The 14,749-nt window shown below is 61.7% G+C and carries 17 protein-coding genes; 6 read left to right on the forward strand and 11 right to left on the reverse strand.

Going from position 1 to position 14,749, the window contains the following annotated elements; translation table 11 throughout:
• Positions 1–51: 51 nt before the first annotated feature.
• From GS429_RS08015 to GS429_RS08035, 6 genes are all read right to left on the reverse strand, one after another.
• Positions 52–783: a DUF7847 domain-containing protein gene (locus GS429_RS08015; RefSeq protein WP_160064377.1), complete on the reverse strand. Its 732-nt coding sequence runs from the start codon at positions 781–783 to the stop codon at positions 52–54.
• 414 nt (positions 784–1,197) lie between these two features.
• On the reverse strand, positions 1,198–1,350 hold the full coding sequence (locus GS429_RS22760) for a C2H2-type zinc finger protein (RefSeq protein ID WP_483870092.1): 153 nt from the start codon (positions 1,348–1,350) through the stop codon (positions 1,198–1,200).
• Between the two features lie 183 nt (positions 1,351–1,533).
• Entirely contained in the window at positions 1,534–1,731 is a 198-nt protein-coding gene (locus GS429_RS08020; protein WP_160064379.1) for a 30S ribosomal protein S14, read from the reverse strand.
• Positions 1,728–1,985, reverse strand: a complete 258-nt coding sequence (locus GS429_RS08025; protein ID WP_160064381.1) for a hypothetical protein — start codon at positions 1,983–1,985, stop codon at positions 1,728–1,730. The genes GS429_RS08020 and GS429_RS08025 overlap by 4 nt, the downstream gene beginning before the upstream one ends.
• Positions 1,986–1,996: 11 nt before the next feature.
• Positions 1,997–2,209 (reverse strand): DUF7511 domain-containing protein, encoded by a 213-nt coding sequence (locus tag GS429_RS08030; RefSeq protein WP_160064383.1) that lies wholly within the window; start codon positions 2,207–2,209, stop codon positions 1,997–1,999.
• The gene (locus GS429_RS08035; RefSeq protein ID WP_160064385.1) at positions 2,206–3,480 is read right to left on the reverse strand and encodes a GTP-binding protein; all 1,275 of its coding nucleotides are present in this window, start codon (positions 3,478–3,480) and stop codon (positions 2,206–2,208) included. The genes GS429_RS08030 and GS429_RS08035 overlap by 4 nt, the downstream gene beginning before the upstream one ends.
• Before the next feature lie 102 nt (positions 3,481–3,582).
• Here GS429_RS08035 and GS429_RS08040 point away from each other — a divergent pair, with 102 nt between their 5' ends.
• Positions 3,583–4,851 (forward strand): FAD/NAD(P)-binding protein, encoded by a 1,269-nt coding sequence (locus GS429_RS08040; RefSeq protein ID WP_160064387.1) that lies wholly within the window; start codon positions 3,583–3,585, stop codon positions 4,849–4,851.
• 39 nt (positions 4,852–4,890) lie between these two features.
• Here the strand turns inward: GS429_RS08040 and GS429_RS08045 are convergent, their stop codons facing one another.
• Positions 4,891–6,144, reverse strand: coding sequence for an FAD/NAD(P)-binding protein (locus GS429_RS08045; RefSeq protein ID WP_160064389.1), 1,254 nt, complete (start codon positions 6,142–6,144; stop codon positions 4,891–4,893).
• A 62-nt stretch (positions 6,145–6,206) separates the two neighbouring features.
• Positions 6,207–6,950: an ATP-binding protein gene (locus GS429_RS08050; RefSeq protein WP_235920771.1), complete on the reverse strand. Its 744-nt coding sequence runs from the start codon at positions 6,948–6,950 to the stop codon at positions 6,207–6,209.
• Between the two features lie 362 nt (positions 6,951–7,312).
• Between GS429_RS08050 and GS429_RS08055 the strand changes: the two genes are divergently transcribed.
• The 3 genes from GS429_RS08055 to GS429_RS08065 all read left to right on the forward strand — a co-directional run bounded on the left by GS429_RS08055 (position 7,313) and on the right by GS429_RS08065 (position 9,140).
• Entirely contained in the window at positions 7,313–7,903 is a 591-nt protein-coding gene (locus GS429_RS08055; RefSeq protein ID WP_160064391.1) for a 50S ribosomal protein L15e, read from the forward strand.
• A 232-nt stretch (positions 7,904–8,135) separates the two neighbouring features.
• Positions 8,136–8,570 (forward strand): universal stress protein, encoded by a 435-nt coding sequence (locus tag GS429_RS08060; RefSeq protein ID WP_160064393.1) that lies wholly within the window; start codon positions 8,136–8,138, stop codon positions 8,568–8,570.
• 141 nt (positions 8,571–8,711) lie between these two features.
• Positions 8,712–9,140, forward strand: coding sequence for an arsenate-mycothiol transferase ArsC (locus GS429_RS08065; RefSeq protein WP_160064395.1), 429 nt, complete (start codon positions 8,712–8,714; stop codon positions 9,138–9,140).
• 72 nt (positions 9,141–9,212) lie between these two features.
• On the opposite strand, the gene glmS is transcribed toward GS429_RS08065, so the two are convergent.
• From glmS to thrS, 3 genes are all read right to left on the reverse strand, one after another.
• Positions 9,213–9,662: a methylaspartate mutase subunit S gene (gene glmS, locus GS429_RS08070; RefSeq protein WP_160064397.1), complete on the reverse strand. Its 450-nt coding sequence runs from the start codon at positions 9,660–9,662 to the stop codon at positions 9,213–9,215.
• 319 nt (positions 9,663–9,981) lie between these two features.
• Complete coding sequence (locus GS429_RS08075) at positions 9,982–10,692, reverse strand: phosphoribosyltransferase family protein (protein WP_160064399.1); 711 nt, start codon at positions 10,690–10,692, stop codon at positions 9,982–9,984.
• Positions 10,693–11,077: 385 nt separating this feature from the next.
• A complete protein-coding gene (gene thrS, locus GS429_RS08080) occupies positions 11,078–13,033 on the reverse strand; it encodes a threonine--tRNA ligase (protein WP_160064401.1) in 1,956 nt (651 codons plus the stop codon).
• A gap of 372 nt (positions 13,034–13,405) precedes the next feature.
• On the opposite strand from thrS, the gene GS429_RS08085 reads away from it, so the two are divergent.
• Together GS429_RS08085 and GS429_RS08090 are read left to right on the forward strand one after the other, a co-directional pair.
• Positions 13,406–14,107, forward strand: a complete 702-nt coding sequence (locus tag GS429_RS08085; RefSeq protein WP_160064403.1) for a ribulose-1,5-bisphosphate 5-phosphatase — start codon at positions 13,406–13,408, stop codon at positions 14,105–14,107.
• Positions 14,104–14,745 carry a ribulose-1-phosphate aldolase gene (locus tag GS429_RS08090; RefSeq protein ID WP_328821299.1) on the forward strand — a complete coding sequence of 214 codons (642 nt, stop codon included), beginning with the start codon at positions 14,104–14,106 and terminating at the stop codon, positions 14,743–14,745. Before GS429_RS08085 ends, GS429_RS08090 begins: the two co-directional genes overlap by 4 nt.
• The last annotated feature ends 4 nt before the right edge of the window (positions 14,746–14,749 follow it).

Consider the following 14,749-nt stretch of genomic DNA (forward strand, 5'->3'; position numbering starts at 1 on the left):
GGTACGGTACAGTCTTCCGAGTGTTTCGAGGGACAGCCAACAGCGGCCGTCTCACGCCGGCGTTCCGGCAACTCCCGGTTGTGGCTCCGTTTCGGGTGGGTGCTCGAGCGCGGTCAGTTGATCGTACGCGCGGGCGGTCGTCGCGATGGTGTAGACCGTGACGATCGCAGTTCCGATCTGGGTAAGTGCGACGCCGATAGCGCCGCCGATCAGGAGCGCCGGCAGTCCGACGACGGCGGTGACGGCCAGGCCGATGGCGATGACGGCGACGCCGAGTCCGAACAGTCGGATTCGACTGCCCTTCGTCAGTTCCCAGCTACTTCGGAACGCCGCGACGAAGTTCTGGTCTTCGACCGCGACGAACACGCTCCAGTAGTAGAGGGTGACGAGGACGAACAGACCCGGAACGAGCAAGAGAGCGCTTCCGGCGACGACGAGGAGGACGAAGACGACGCTCCCCACGAAGGCGTTGAGGGTGGCCAGTCCGATGTTGTGTCGCAGGAACTCACGGGGAATGGTCTCTCGCTCGTCGGAGGCGAACGTTCGGAGCGCGACGATCGCGGCGACGAGCGTTGCAATCGAAATCGCGATCGAGAGGAGTCCGGTGACGACGTCGATCAATCCGAGCGTCGGTGCCGTCCCCGTAGTGGGGCCGAGGTTGGTGGGTGTAACGAAGGCACCCAGGAGTGCGAGGACGGCAAACGCGGCGACGAAGAGCAGCCCGTTTCGCTCGCGAGTGCGGTCGAATCCGTCAGTCATTGCGTCGATGATGTGAAAGACCATAGGGGTAGTACGCGCTCCGAGTAGATATCTGTAGCACCGGCTACATGTGTCTATGTTGCTGACGATCACACCGGCGAGATGGTCTGCCTGCTGGGTTTGGATCCGTAACTACCGTTGGCTGGTTGTGGTGATAAATGAATTATCACAATATAAAATGGCAGCGCAGTACAGAACTATCTTGTCGCCGAGTTAGCCCTGTTCCTCGAGGAAATTTCGAGGCAATGTCGAGCGACGTTTTGATGCACCCTTATGACCAAGTCGATCCACAGCACAACAGCGTCAAATTTCGTTTCATCCACAATTCACGCGGCTGTGTTACCATCTTTGGGCGAATATATCGAATTGCGTCACTCTTCGAAATCTATAGGTTGAGAAGGGCGAGTGCCTCGGGGCTTGACCCCGAGGTGCTTCACGTCAGTGGTTTTGATGGATGTGGTCTCGAAGTTCGTCTACTTCATCGAATTGGTCGTTACACTCCGCACAAGTGTTGTGGTGCAGTGCGACGTGTTGCGTAACGCCGGCGGCTGACTGGAACTCCGCGTCGCAGTCGGAACAGGAGTATGCCATAGCAATAACAACTGAGGGACTCTGCTATTAAAGCAGTTACTAGGACCTTGCTACTGGCAGTGACCAATCTTTAATAATACTGGTGCCAGGAGTCGTACCGCAGATTCGTTCTTTCAACGGCGCGTGAGAGTCTACCAAGGGTCGTCCTACTCTCGTCCCGGCGTTCGAACCGTCAGTAATCGGTCAGTCGTACTTCCGAAAACCCATATCGCGGGCCATCTCCCGAAACGACTGTCGACAGAGCCAGATGTCGTACTTCCCGATCAACCCCTGTTCTCGGCCAGTGTCTCTGCAGACGCGTTCGTTTCCGGTTCGTCCGTCGTTCGGAATGGCCGTGTCGGTTGTTTCGTCCGCGGAGTCCGTCGATGGGCCACCGGTCATGCCAACTCTCTTGCCCGCCGTCTCAGTGACGGTTCGATCGTCGTGTCCTCTGAGAGTTCCTCGAGAACGGTGGTGGCGTTGCAGTCGGCTAACCCGTTGAGTGCGTGCCGACGGAACTCGCCGCGGAGGCCGCCCATTTGGACGAGAACTCCGAGGTTCGTGGCCTCGCCCGCTCGGGCGAGTGCATCGATCGCTTCGTAGCGTTGAGCTGGTGAAACGTTCTTCTTGACCGCTGTTTGGAATTTTGTTGACATTGTTTAATGGGTTATCGTGCGTCTTCGAGCGTACAATACGAACCTTCTCGAGCCGAGATCCACGCCGTTACCAGCGAATCCTCCGATGCGATCGAGTAGATCGTACAGAGATCCGGCTCCGAATCGGTCGGTTCGACGATCGCGAGACACTCCGGGGCCGGCTGCTTGACGGCCGGCGGTGATCCCGCCTCGGTCACGTCGTCGTTCGAGTCCTGGCGAGTCAATCTGCGATTCCGATCTCTTCTTGACCGTCGTGTTCGGTTTCTCCTGGCTCATCCTCTTCGACCTCGTCTAACTCTTCGAACGTCGGGAAGCGGTCGTCGAAGGCCCCCCAGTCGGCGTCCATCTCCTCGTCGGTGAGCAGACAGAGTTCGAGGTGATTTCGGATCGACTCGTGGTCCATCTCGGTTCCGATGACGACCAGTCGCGTTCCGCGATCACCCCACTCGTCGTCCCAGGCCTCCTCGAGTTCCGGATAGGCCTCGAACTGCTCCTTGCGTTCCTCGGGCGGGAGGGCTGCGATCCAGTTCCCGGCGGGTGCGACACGGATCGACCGCCCGGCAACGTTCAGCATGAGGGCCATCTCTTCCCGACCAGCGAGCCAGAAGTGGCCTTTCGATCGGACGACGTTCTCCGGGAACTCGTCGAGCAGTTCGGCAAAGCGCTCCGGGTGGAACGGACGTTTTGCCTTGAACACGAACGATGTGACACCGTGTTCTTCTTCGGCCGATTCGTGGGGCTCCTGAAGTTCTTGCATCCAGCCGGCCGATCGGCTCGCGTCCTCGAAATCGAACCGACCGGTGTCGATGATGTCGTCAGGATCGATCCGGCCGTGCGTCGTCCGAACGATCTCGGCTCGCGGTTGTAGCGTCTCGAGCGTCGCTTCGATCTCGGCGAGCGTCGCCTCGTCGACGAGGTCACACTTGTTCAACAGGAGAACGTCGCAGAACTCCACCTGGTCGACGAGTAGATCACCGAGGTGTTTCTTCGTCCCGTCGTCGTCGAGAATCTCGTCCGACTGCATCGCCTCGTTGAACTGGTGAGCGTCGACGACCGTCACGGTCGTATCGAGATGACAGCCCTCGAGTGGCTCGATGCCCGTCTCCTCGTAGAACTCGGTGGGATCGAGATCCGATTGGTCGAACCCGAGCGTGAGCGTCTGTGCGACGGGGAGCGGTTCGGCGACGCCCGTCGACTCGACGACAATTGCGTCGAACTTCCGATCTTGGGTGAGTCCGCCAATTGCATCGAGCAGATCACCGCGCAGTTCACAGCAGATACAGCCGTTCGAGAGTTCGACCAGCTCCTCCTCGTCCGCAGAAATGTCGGACGATTCGGCGACGAGGTCCGCGTCGACGTTCACCTCGCCCATATCGTTGACGAGCACGGCGAGATCTCGATCGCCGCTTTCGCGCAGCAGATGGTTGAGTGTGGTTGTCTTCCCGGCACCGAGCGTCCCGGAAAGTACCGTCACGGGGATCGTCTTCTCTTCCATGTGTTACCAACCTGGCCTCCCTAGGTAATATAGGTTATTATCTACCCCAAAGTTTTTATTAACTCTCGGCGTCGTCTTCGAACACTGGCAGGATGGTTTCCGATGACGACACACGATTCAACCCAACAATTCGGCTGTACTATCATTGGCGGCGGAATCCACGGCACGTACCTGGCTCAGCGTCTGTTCGAAGATGCTTCGTTCGATAAATCTGACGTTTGTATCCTCGATCCGCACGACCGATTGCTGGCATCGTTTCGTGAGAAGGCCAGGGCCTGCGGTATGGAGGCGCTCCGATCCACGTTCGTTCACCATGTTGGAACCGAACCGTTCGGACTCGAGAGTTTCGCCGAAGCGAACGGTCGCGAGGACGAACTCGTTCCGACGGTGGATTATCCCGATCGGCCCTCTCTCGATCTCTTTCTGGACCATTCGGCGTACGTAATCGACCGGAAGGATCTCGAATCCCTGCATCGCCGGGCCGCTGTCGACGCCATTCACGAACTCCCCAACGAGACAGGGTTTCGGCTCGAGACGACAGCTGGACCCGTCGATACCGACCACTGCGTTCTGGCGATCGGTCACGGCGGTCGCTACCGACGGCCGGACTGGGCACGCGATCTCGACGGCGTCGAGCACGTCTGGGGCGGCTTCGATCCCGACGCGTCGGTCGATCGAACCATCGTTGTCGGCGGCGGCATTACGGCCGCACAACTCGCGTGTGAGTTGAGCGAAACGCAGTCGGTGGGCCTGCTCTCACGGCATCCGTTCGAGTGGGAGGTGTCCGAGGCGGATCCGCCGTGGATCAACTGGTCGCACGTCGAAGACACCCTCCACAGCTATCCATCGGGGTCGAGCGAGCGATTCGAGACGATTTCGGAGGCCAGAAACACCGCGACAATTCCGCCGTACCTCTATCCCGAACTCGAGGATCGGATCGACGAAGGCACAGTCACGCTCGCACAGGGAGCGGTCGAGTCGGCGACGAACGAAGACGGATCGGTCCAACTCTCTCTGGAGCACGGGTTACAATTACTCGGCGACCGGGTCGTCCTCGCGACGGGATTCGAACCGGTGTTCGACCATCCGTTTGTCGATCGAATCGTGGAGGAACTCGAACTGACCCGCGGCTATCGAGGGATGCCCGTTCTCGATGACGACACGCTCGCTTGGCAGCGCGACGACGGCCGGTTCGTTCCGCTGTATGTGTCCGGGGCTCTCGCCCTCGAGACGGTCGGCCCGTACGCGCCCAACATTCCGGGTGCCAGACGAGCCGGTGACCGGATTACGGCCGCCATCACGCAACGCCGTCGTCGTATCAAGGCCGACGGGACGGAGGAATCCGTGTCCGGAACGGGTGCGTCCGATTGACTCGCGTCAGTGACCTGACGACGAACGTGGCGGTCCCGGTCACGGTTTCGGTTCAGATGTTGCGGCTCCGAGTTCGGCCTCGAGGGACCTGACGATGAGCGTTCCCGCTCTCCTGGCTCCGATTACGTTTCGGGCGAACGGCCCGAGGACCTGCTGTGCGGCGACGCCAGAAACCGCGATGCGCGAGAGCGTTCCATCCCGACGCAGCCACCGGAGGGTATCGTCGTCCAGAACCGGTGCCCCACGATAGCCGGTCTGCAGGGTCGAGTGCTGGTGGAGTTGGCGAAACAGGGCTCCGCCGTAGGGTGACCCGAAGCCGGTCGCACAGACGAGTTTGTCGAGACAGAACGCGCTCCCGTCGCGACAGGTGACGACGACCGTGCCGCCAGCTTCGGTCGCGACCGTGATCTCCGATCGTTCGAGGTCAACGTGGCCGTTCTCGAGCGCCCGCTGTAATCGGCGAAACACGTACGGTGGCATGGTGCCATCGTATCGGGCTTCGGCCACCAGTTCCTCACGAGCACGCGACGCCGGCGGGTGTGCGTGGAGCGTTTCGATGGCCCCTCCGAAATGCATCCAATCGGTACTCGCCTCGAGTGTCTCCACGCGAAACGGACTTCTGGCAAACAGCATCACGTCCCGCCCCGGTAGTTGGCCGAGGGTCGTGGCCAGTTGGGCGGCGGTGATGGCTCCGCCAACGATGCCAACGGACGATGTCTCGCCGATTGCGTCGGGGTCGAACCCCGGTTCCCAGACGTGAGTTACCGGCTCCGTCGAGACCAGTTCGATCGCCCACGTCGGATACGTAAAAGAGCGGCCGTGACCGACGGCGAGGAGACACCACCGGGTAGAGAGACGATCTTGCGTGGTTTCGATCTCGACGGTGTGTCGACACTCTTTGATTTCGGTGGCTCGAGCATCCACGTGGGCTGATTCGAGACTGTATCGATCGCAGACCCACTTCGCGTGGTCGAAGAACAGCGACACCGTCGGTCGCGCTGCACCGACCGTCGTCGAACGGAGTTCGTCCTCGCGCCCGCGTTCTCGAGCGAAATCCCTGAGCGAGAACGGGTCGGTAGCGACGTGGTGGACAAGCGGCGATCTGAACTCGGTCATCCCACACTGACGACACGTTCGGCGAAACGACTCGAGGAGTCCAGCCGGATCGACAATGCGCAACTCACCTAGATCGATCAGCCCACTTTCAAGCAGGCGAACGGCCAGATGAACGCCGTGGACGCCGCCGCCGACGATCGTAACCAGGGGGTCAGTATCCGTCCCCGTCATCACCATCTGCGGATCCGTCGGCGATGGAACTGCATCCGCCTCGAGAGGAGACGACTGTCATCTTCCATTCAGGGCAGTTGCCGGCGTGCCAGCACGTGTCCGTCGTGATTGTGGCAATTACACTCGAAATAGGCTGCCGTGTAGCCAGCCGCTCCGAACGAATCGATGAGCGAATCCGCCTTCTCTCGGTCCTCGAGTTCGGTGTTGACGATCGACTGGTTGCCGCGCTCGAGGGCCTCGAGTGCTCGCTTCGGCTCCTGTCGCTCCGACTGGAGCGCTTCGATGAGTATCGCTTCGACGGCCCGCGCTGAAAGCTCGGGGACGCATCCGTTGCCAATCGCCGTCGAGATACGCTCCTTCTCGTAGAAATACTCCGCGAGGGTCGGTCCGTCGAACGTTCGAAGGCGATCTCTCGCCAATTCGTCGAACCGGTTTACAACGAGGAAACACTCGACATCGTGCTGACTAGCGCACCGCTCGTATCTTAAGGCGCTCTCGAGGGTTTCGGGCGTTGTGACGACGAACACCGTATCCAGCCGTTCGGCTCGTGCCCCGATTGCTTCCACACCCGGCGGACAGTCTTCGACCGCCCATTCGATCCCGAGTGCGTCGTCGGTACTCGCCTCGCGGCTTGGTACCAGCTCCGTCGCCTCTCCGGTAACCTCTACACGTGTTCGCTCTGCTAGTCGAGCCGCGACGAGCGCGGCGACCGTCGTCTTGCCGACGTTCGGATCGCCGGCGAATGCGATACGACGCGTCACAGACTCGCGCTCGTTTTCATGGCCCCTGCGTTGGGTTAGCTTCGTCGTCACAGCTATTGCTATCCAAACAACCAGAGATAATCAAAGTTGTTATTTCTACTTTGAGTTTTAATAACAGTTGCCGTGTAGGGGAAAAGCAGCAAGACGACTACGTCGAGTCGACGACCCGCTACGGCTGTTCGAGCGGTGATCGAGCGAACGTCGTCTGCGTCACGAACGTCGCTTTTCGCGCGGCCACGCTTACCCGGAGTTCGAAGCCCTTATACTCGAGAGTTGGATAGATCAGGTAGACTCGCTGCGTCGCGGGCGACAGCGGGCACCTGTTCGGCACGTTGCCACCACAGGTCGGGATGTGATCCGCGGGGCGTAGCCCCGGTCGGGATTGAACCAGGAAACGCCCGCGGGTGAATACAATGGCAAAAAGCTTCTATTCCCACATCAAGGACGCATGGAAAGACCCCGACGACGGTAAGCTCGGGGAGCTGCAGTGGCAGCGAAAACAGGAATGGCGAAAACAGGGCGCAATCGAACGCATCGAGCGCCCCACCCGCCTCGACAAGGCACGCGAACTCGGCTACAAGGCCAAACAGGGAATCATCGTGACCCGGGTCTCGGTCCGTAAAGGGACCGCCCGGAAGCAGCGACACAAGGCCGGCCGCCGAACGAAGCGCCAGGGTGTCAACCGCATCGGACGGCGCAAGAACATCCAGCGCATCGGCGAGGAGCGCGTCTCCCGAAAGTACCCAAACCTGCGGGTGCTCAACAGTTACTGGGTCGGTGAAGACGGCTCGCAGAAGTGGTTCGAAGTGATTCTGGTAGATCCGAACCACCCGGCGATCCAGAACGACGACGATCTCAACTGGATCTGCGACAGCGCACACCAGAACCGCGCGTTCCGTGGCCTCACCAACGCTGGCAAGGCCAACCGCGGTCTCAACAACCGCGGCAAGGGTGCGGAGAAGGTCCGACCGTCGAACAACGGCGGTCAAGGCCGAGCCAAGTAACGGTCGCGCAGTCGCGCAATCGCGCTTCGCGGTCGATTTCACACTCGATTTTTTGAACCCGAGACCGAGCACTCGTCAGCGACGGGAACGGGTTCGGCCGGATTCGGCACGTATCTGCAGCCGGTAGACGGACGCAGTCGTCGGATTCGACCGCGGTAGTGTCAGCAAGCGTGTACGATGTCGGCGGGAACGAGGCCGGACGCTTATTTGAGCGTCCGTCGTAGGCACGACTATGCCGGAACACGTTCTCGTTCCCGTCGACGACTCGGATCGATCAACGCAAGCACTCGACTTCGCTTGCAAGGAGTACCCGAACGCTCGTATTACGGCGTTGAACGTCCTTGATCCCGGCGATTTCTACGCCGCAACGGGTATCGAAGGCGGGGCGATGGCGAACTACGATCAGATTCAGGAACACCACGAAAACCGAGCCGAAGAACTCCTGAAACAAGCGCGCGAACGGGCCGCCGAGCACGGGGTCGAAATCGAGACGGAACACGTCGTCGGCGGCATCTCGCGATCGATCGTCAACTACGCAGAGGAGCACGGCGTCGACCACATCGCGATCGGTAGCCACGGCCGCACGGGCGCAAGCCGCATTCTGCTCGGGAGCGTCGCCGAAACGGTGGCCCGACGCTCCCCCGTTCCGGTGACGATCGTTCGATAACTATCGGCTACGGTCGACGACGCTGCTCTCGTACCGATACTCCGACAAACGGTTCGCTTCTCGAAACCCGTAGCGATGTCTATAGTGCACACACGAGAACACATACCAACGGTTAGGTCGGGGCACTCACTCGTGACAGCTATGAGCGATTCCGAGACCCGTATCGCACTCGTCTGTGTCCAGAACGCCGGTCGAAGCCAGATGGCGACCGCCTACGCCGAGCGCGAACGCGAGGCGCGCGACCTCTCCGATGTGGTCGTGATCCACTCCGGCGGAACTCACCCCGCCGATGCCGTCCACGACGTCGTCCGCGAGGCGATGGCCGAAGTCGGGATCGATCTTTCCGATTGCGAGCCTCGAGCGATCGCCACGGAAACCCTCGAATCCAGTGACTACGTCGCGACGATGGGGTGTTCGACGCTGGAGCTCGAGGCTGAAACCGACGTTCGAGACTGGGACCTTCCGGATCCGCACGGGGAAGCCCTCGAGACGGTCCACGAGATCCGGGAAGACGTAAAAGCGCGCGTCGAGGCACTGTTCGACGAAATCGAGGCGGAGCGGACCGACTGAGTTAGCTCGAGGGCGCGAGATATCGCTGTCCGTTGGGGACAGTACCGGCAAAAAGTGGGCGAAAACCGGGACTTAGGCCGACACGGTCTGTCCGTCTCGCTCGGATTCGGACGAGCGAACGTCCAGATCGGCTCGGAGCGCTTCGATCGCGTCCTCGGGGTCCGTTTCGGAGTCGAAAACGCGGTCGAAGCCCATTTCGCGGAAGTGCCTTCGGGTTTCCTCGAAGTCGTCCTGTCCGACGGCGAGGTTGCCGCCGATGTAGGTCGTGACGTCCTCGAGGTCGGCGTCTGCAACCGCCTGGTGGAATCCCTGACAGTCCTGTTTGGCGTGACCGTAGAGCGAGGAAACGAGTACGGCCTCGGCGTCGTGAGCGGTTGCGGCGTCGACGAACTCGTCCTGGGAGCTCTGCACTCCGAGATTGACGACGTCGAAGCCGGCTTCCTCCAGCGCCTGTTCCAGAATGGTGATCCCGACGACATGGGCGTCGGACCCGATCACGCCGAGGATGACTGACTTCGTCATGGTCGTACCACCACCAACTGCGGGAAGCACAATAAACCTAATGATTAATCATTTGGTAGCCGTTCACACGGGGCTCGTTTCGGCTCTTCGTCGCCGATCGCGGACTGAGTGGCTGTTCGCCGGTAGATCAACGGCTCACGACGTACTTTCGGAGATTCGCAAAGAGCGGTCTGCTACTGATCGTTCGGGACCTGGAGACAGTCAGTGTTGTCAACCGATCGTTATCGGTGAGTGTGAGCGCGTCGGCCAGCAGCTCTCGCGTAACCACAGAAACGCCGATGCGCGCCCAAGACGGCCGTGTATCGGGCAATCGGATCAGTCAGACTGTCGTAAGCGCGCCAATCGGCGCGTCGGTTCGCCCTCGTGCGCGCTGGATGCCGTCCTCGCCCGCGGCGATGAGCGCGAAGACTCCCGCGACCTCGGCGTCGGCCGTCTCCACGATATCGAGCAGGAGTTCCTGCGTCTCGCCCGACCGGATAAGGTCGTCGACGACGAGCACGGACTCACCCTCGTCGATGGCCGACTCGGGCAGATAGTACGTGAGTTCGATCCCCGACTGGAGTCGTTCTCGGGCTTCGATGAACTCCTCGACGGCGGTCTCCTTGCGCTTTTTCGCGTAGGCACACCGAGTCCCGTAGTAACTCGCGAGCGACGCGGCGAGCGTGATCCCGTCCGTGGCAGCGGTAAGGACCACGTCGGGCCGATCGAACTCGAACCCGTTCGCCACGACCGGCGCGACCAGGTCGAGAAACGGCTGATCGAAGACGGCCGAACTGTTGTCGACGTACCCCTCGTCGTCGACTCGAATGCGGGCCTCGAGTTCCGTTCCCAGCGCCTCTCGGCCGAGGTCCTCGACGACTTCGCGCGCCCGGTCGGTTCCCGGAAGGACGTGCCCATTGACGTAGCGGTTGAGGTCGCCCGCCGGCAGGCCCGTCGTTTCGGCGAGTTCGTCGTAGGTTCGCGTCTCTTTTAACATTCGCAACACGTCGACGGCCCGCAACTGGAGGGCCGCCTTCTCGGCTCGGTTCATACAGATATGCACGATTCCGTAACCATGGGTATTTCGATCGAAAATCTACACTGAATCTGCACGAACATGGCAGATTCGCTCGCCACGATCAGAGCCCGGACTCGCGACACGAAACCTACCATCTGTCCGTTCGCTTTTCACGTCCGTAGCACTCGACCAACCGTCGCATGATTCGCGCCTGCGCCTTCTGGAGCAGCGTCGCGATCGTACTCGAGGCGTAGGCCAACTTGGCGACGGTATGGACATCGGCCGGTCGAGGGGATTTTGAAGTAGCCGGCCGCCGCCGCGGCCGCGCCGGCCTCGGGGTGCCGATCAGTGCGGTCGCCGCCCAGCGGCGCGCGTCGTCGATAGAGAAAACGGACCGTCGGCGGTCGCCCGCCGTCGATCAGTCCTGGAGGAAGTCCGGCTCGGTGCGCTGCTCTTCGACTTCGTTCTCGAGGTGGTTACGGAACGCCTCGATCTCGACGTCGTACTCCTGGTCCTCGAAGCGGTCGCGCACGGAGATATTCCCGTCGTCTTCCTCGTTGTCGCCGACGATGATCTGGTAGGGGACCCGATCGTCGTGGGCCGCGCGGATCTTGCGCTCTAACGTGGAGTCGCGGTCGTCGACCTCGACGCGGAAGTCGTCGAACTCGTTTGCAACCTGGTAGGCGTAGCCGAGGTTGTTGTCCGAAATCGGGAGTACGCGGACCTGCTCGGGCGCGAGCCACAGCGGGAAGCGACCCTCGTAGTGCTCGATGAGCATCATGAAGAACCGCTCGTAGCTGCCGTAGAGCGCACGGTGGATCATCACCGGCTCGTGCTCTTCGTTGTCTTCGCCCACGTAGCTCAGGTCGAAGCGGTCGGGCATGTTGAAGTCCAGTTGGACCGTCGGGCCGTCCCACGAGCGACCGATGGCGTCCTCGAACGCGAAGTCGATCTTCGGCCCGTAGAAGGCGCCGTCGCCCTCCTCTACCTCGTACTCGAGGTTGCGTTTCTCGAGGACGTTCTCGAGTTGCTCCTCCGCGTGCTCCCAGATCTCGTCGCTCCCGACCGATTTCTCGGGACGCGTGGCCAGGGCCATCTCGTACTCGAGGTCGAACGTCTCCAAGACGTCCGTGATCATGTCCATGATCTCCTCGACCTCCTGTTCGATCTGGTCGGGCCGGATGAACAGGTGGCCGTCGTCGATCGTAAAGGCCCAGACGCGCGAGAGGCCGGAGAGTTCGCCGCGCTGTTCTTTCCGGTACACCTTGCCGTTCTCGGCGTACCGAATCGGCAGATCACGATACGACCAGGACTGGTCCTGAAAGATGGCTGCGTGGCCGGGGCAGTTCATCGGCTTCAGGCCGAACTCGTCGTCGCCGACGTCGAAGATGAACATGTCGTCGGCGTAGTTCTGGTAGTGACCCGAGCGGTGCCAGAGATCAGTCTTGAAGACGTGGGGCGTCTCGACGTAGTCATAGCCCGCGTCCTGATTGAGGTCCTCGACGAAGTCCTCGAGTTCCTTCAGGACGGTCTTCCCCGGCGGGTGATACAGCGGCAGTCCGGGGCCGGTGACGTCCTGAATCGAGAACAGGTTCATCTCGTTCCCGATTCGGCGGTGGTCGCGCTTCTCGGCTTCCTGCTTGCGCTCTAAGAACGCCTCGAGGTCGCTCTCGTCCTCGAACGCGGTGCCGTAGATCCGCGTCTGCATCGTGTTTTCTTCGTCGCCGCGCCAGTAGGCGCCGGCGATCTCCAGGAGTTCGACGGCACCGATCTCACCCGTCGAATCGACGTGTGGGCCGGCACAGAGGTCCTCCCACTCACCCTGTTTGTAGAAGCTCACGGTGTCGGTTTCGTCCGCGAACTCCTCGAGGAGTTCGAGCTTGTACGGCTCGTCGGACAGCCGCTCCTCGGCCTCCTCGATGGAGACGTCCTCGCGCTCGATATCGTAGTCCTCGGCGACGATGGCCTCGATCTCCTCCTCGAGGTCGGCGAGATCCTCTTCGTCGATATCGAGGTTGTCGAAGTCGTAGTAGAAGCCCTCGTCCGTCGGCGGGCCGATGGCGAGTTTGACCTCGTCCTCGTCGTACAGTCGTTCGACGGCCTGGGCGAGACAGTGGGAAGCCGAGTGACGCATGACCTCGAGGTACTCGTCGCTGCCGTCGGTGACGATTTCGAGGCCGACGCCGTCGTAGACGGGCTGTTCCTTGGCGACGAGTTCGCCGTCGAGTTTGCCAGCGACCGTGTCGCGGCCGAGACCGGGGCCGATCTCGTAGGCGCAGTCTTCGACCGTCGCGTCGGGAGCGACCTCGAGTTCGGATCCGTCCGGCAGTACGACGACTAGCTGTTCCTGTGACTGGGGATCTGATTCTGACATGGGTATGGGTGTGGGTGTGGGTATCGGTATTGATGCGAGTGTAGCTGTGGCTGCATCTGTTCGGTGAACTTCACACAGAAGTTCGGTCGGGCGTCCGCCTCGGCCGCTCGGCTGTGGTTCGGCGCCGGCACAGCGAGCGGTAGGTGTGGATTAGAAGCGGGCGAAAGCCCCTGTAAAGCGGACACCTACCATCGTGGCTCCGAATTGTCTCGAGCGGGATAAAAGCCTTCTGATGGTGTGCGACGGCGATCGCTCTCGACCCTGCGGATCGTCCCAAGCGAGATCCGTTGAGGTAACGCGTCGGCGCCCCGAACCGTTGTTGCGCCCGTCGCTACCGATACTCGTTTTGCGTTACACCGAACACGATACCGTATGACCGAGAGGGTCGTGCTGTTCGATCTCGACGACACGCTCTATCCGTACCCGCCGTGCAAGGCGGCGGGGATCGACGCGGCTCGAGCGACCGCCCTCGATCTGGGCTACGATCTCGATCGGGATGCGTTCGAGGCGTTCTACCAGTCGGGCCGCCGGGAAGTCAAGCGCGAACTCGCCGGAACGGCCGCGACCCACGAGCGCTTTCTGTACTTCAAGCGCGCACTCGAGGAGCGGATCGGCGAACCCAGAGTCGGGGACGTGCTGGCGCTCGGCGAGGCGTTCTGGGAGGCCTACCTCGACGAGATGGAGCTTTTCGATGGCGTCGCGGAGACCCTCGAGACGCTGCGAGAGAACGACGTCGCGGTCGGCATCGTCACGAACCTCACGACGCGGATCCAGCTCCGGAAGGTGGACCAACTCGGCCTCGAGGACCACATCGATCTGCTGCTCACGTCCGAGGAGACGGGCCGGGAGAAGCCGGGCTCGGTCATGTTCACGCTGGCGCTGTCGCGGCTCGAGTCGCGACCGTCGGAGGCGGTGATGGTCGGCGACAACGTCGAGGCGGACATCGTCGGCGCGAACGCGGTGGGCCTCGAGACGGTGCTCTGGAACGCCGACCCCGATACCCCGCTGGAGGGGCGGCGGAAGCCCGACCACAGAATAGATGCATTCGGCGATCTAACGGGGATCGTACTGTGATCCTCGAGAGCCAGCGACGACAGGTGGTCGAGCACGCGCCGGACCTCGCCGCGCTGACGCCCGGTCGGACGGGCAATCTGAGCGTCCGCGAGGGCACTACCGGCGACGCGTTTGCGGTGACGCCGACCGGCGTTCCCTACGACAGTTTCGACGCGGAGGACGTCCCGGTCGTCGGCGTCGACGGCGAGCGCCGCAACGGGAAGATGGCCCCGAGCAGCGAGGTCCCGATGCACGCCGCGATCTACCGGCGGGAGGACGTCGGCGCCATCGTCCACACCCACTCGCCGTGGTCGACGGCCATGGCAGTCGCTCACCAGCCCTTGCCGCCGATCCACTACATGATCGTCGCCGTCGGGAAGTCGGTCCCGGTCGCCGAGTACGCCCCCTACGGCACCGACGAACTGGCCGCGAACATCGTGTCTTCGATGGACGAGGCTGACGCCACCGCCACGTTCGTCGAGAACCACGGACTGGTCGTCACCGCACCCGATCTGGAGACCGCCCTCGAGAACACCCACCACGTCGAGAGCCTCGCGCGATTGTACCTGCAGACCACCGCGGCCGGACTCGAGCCAGAAACGCTGTCGGACGAGCAGTTAGAGACGGTGCTCGAGCAGTTCGAATCGTACGGACAGTAGACGC

This window comes from Natronorubrum halalkaliphilum, assembly GCF_009834785.1.
Taxonomy (GTDB): domain Archaea; phylum Halobacteriota; class Halobacteria; order Halobacteriales; family Natrialbaceae; genus Natronorubrum; species Natronorubrum halalkaliphilum.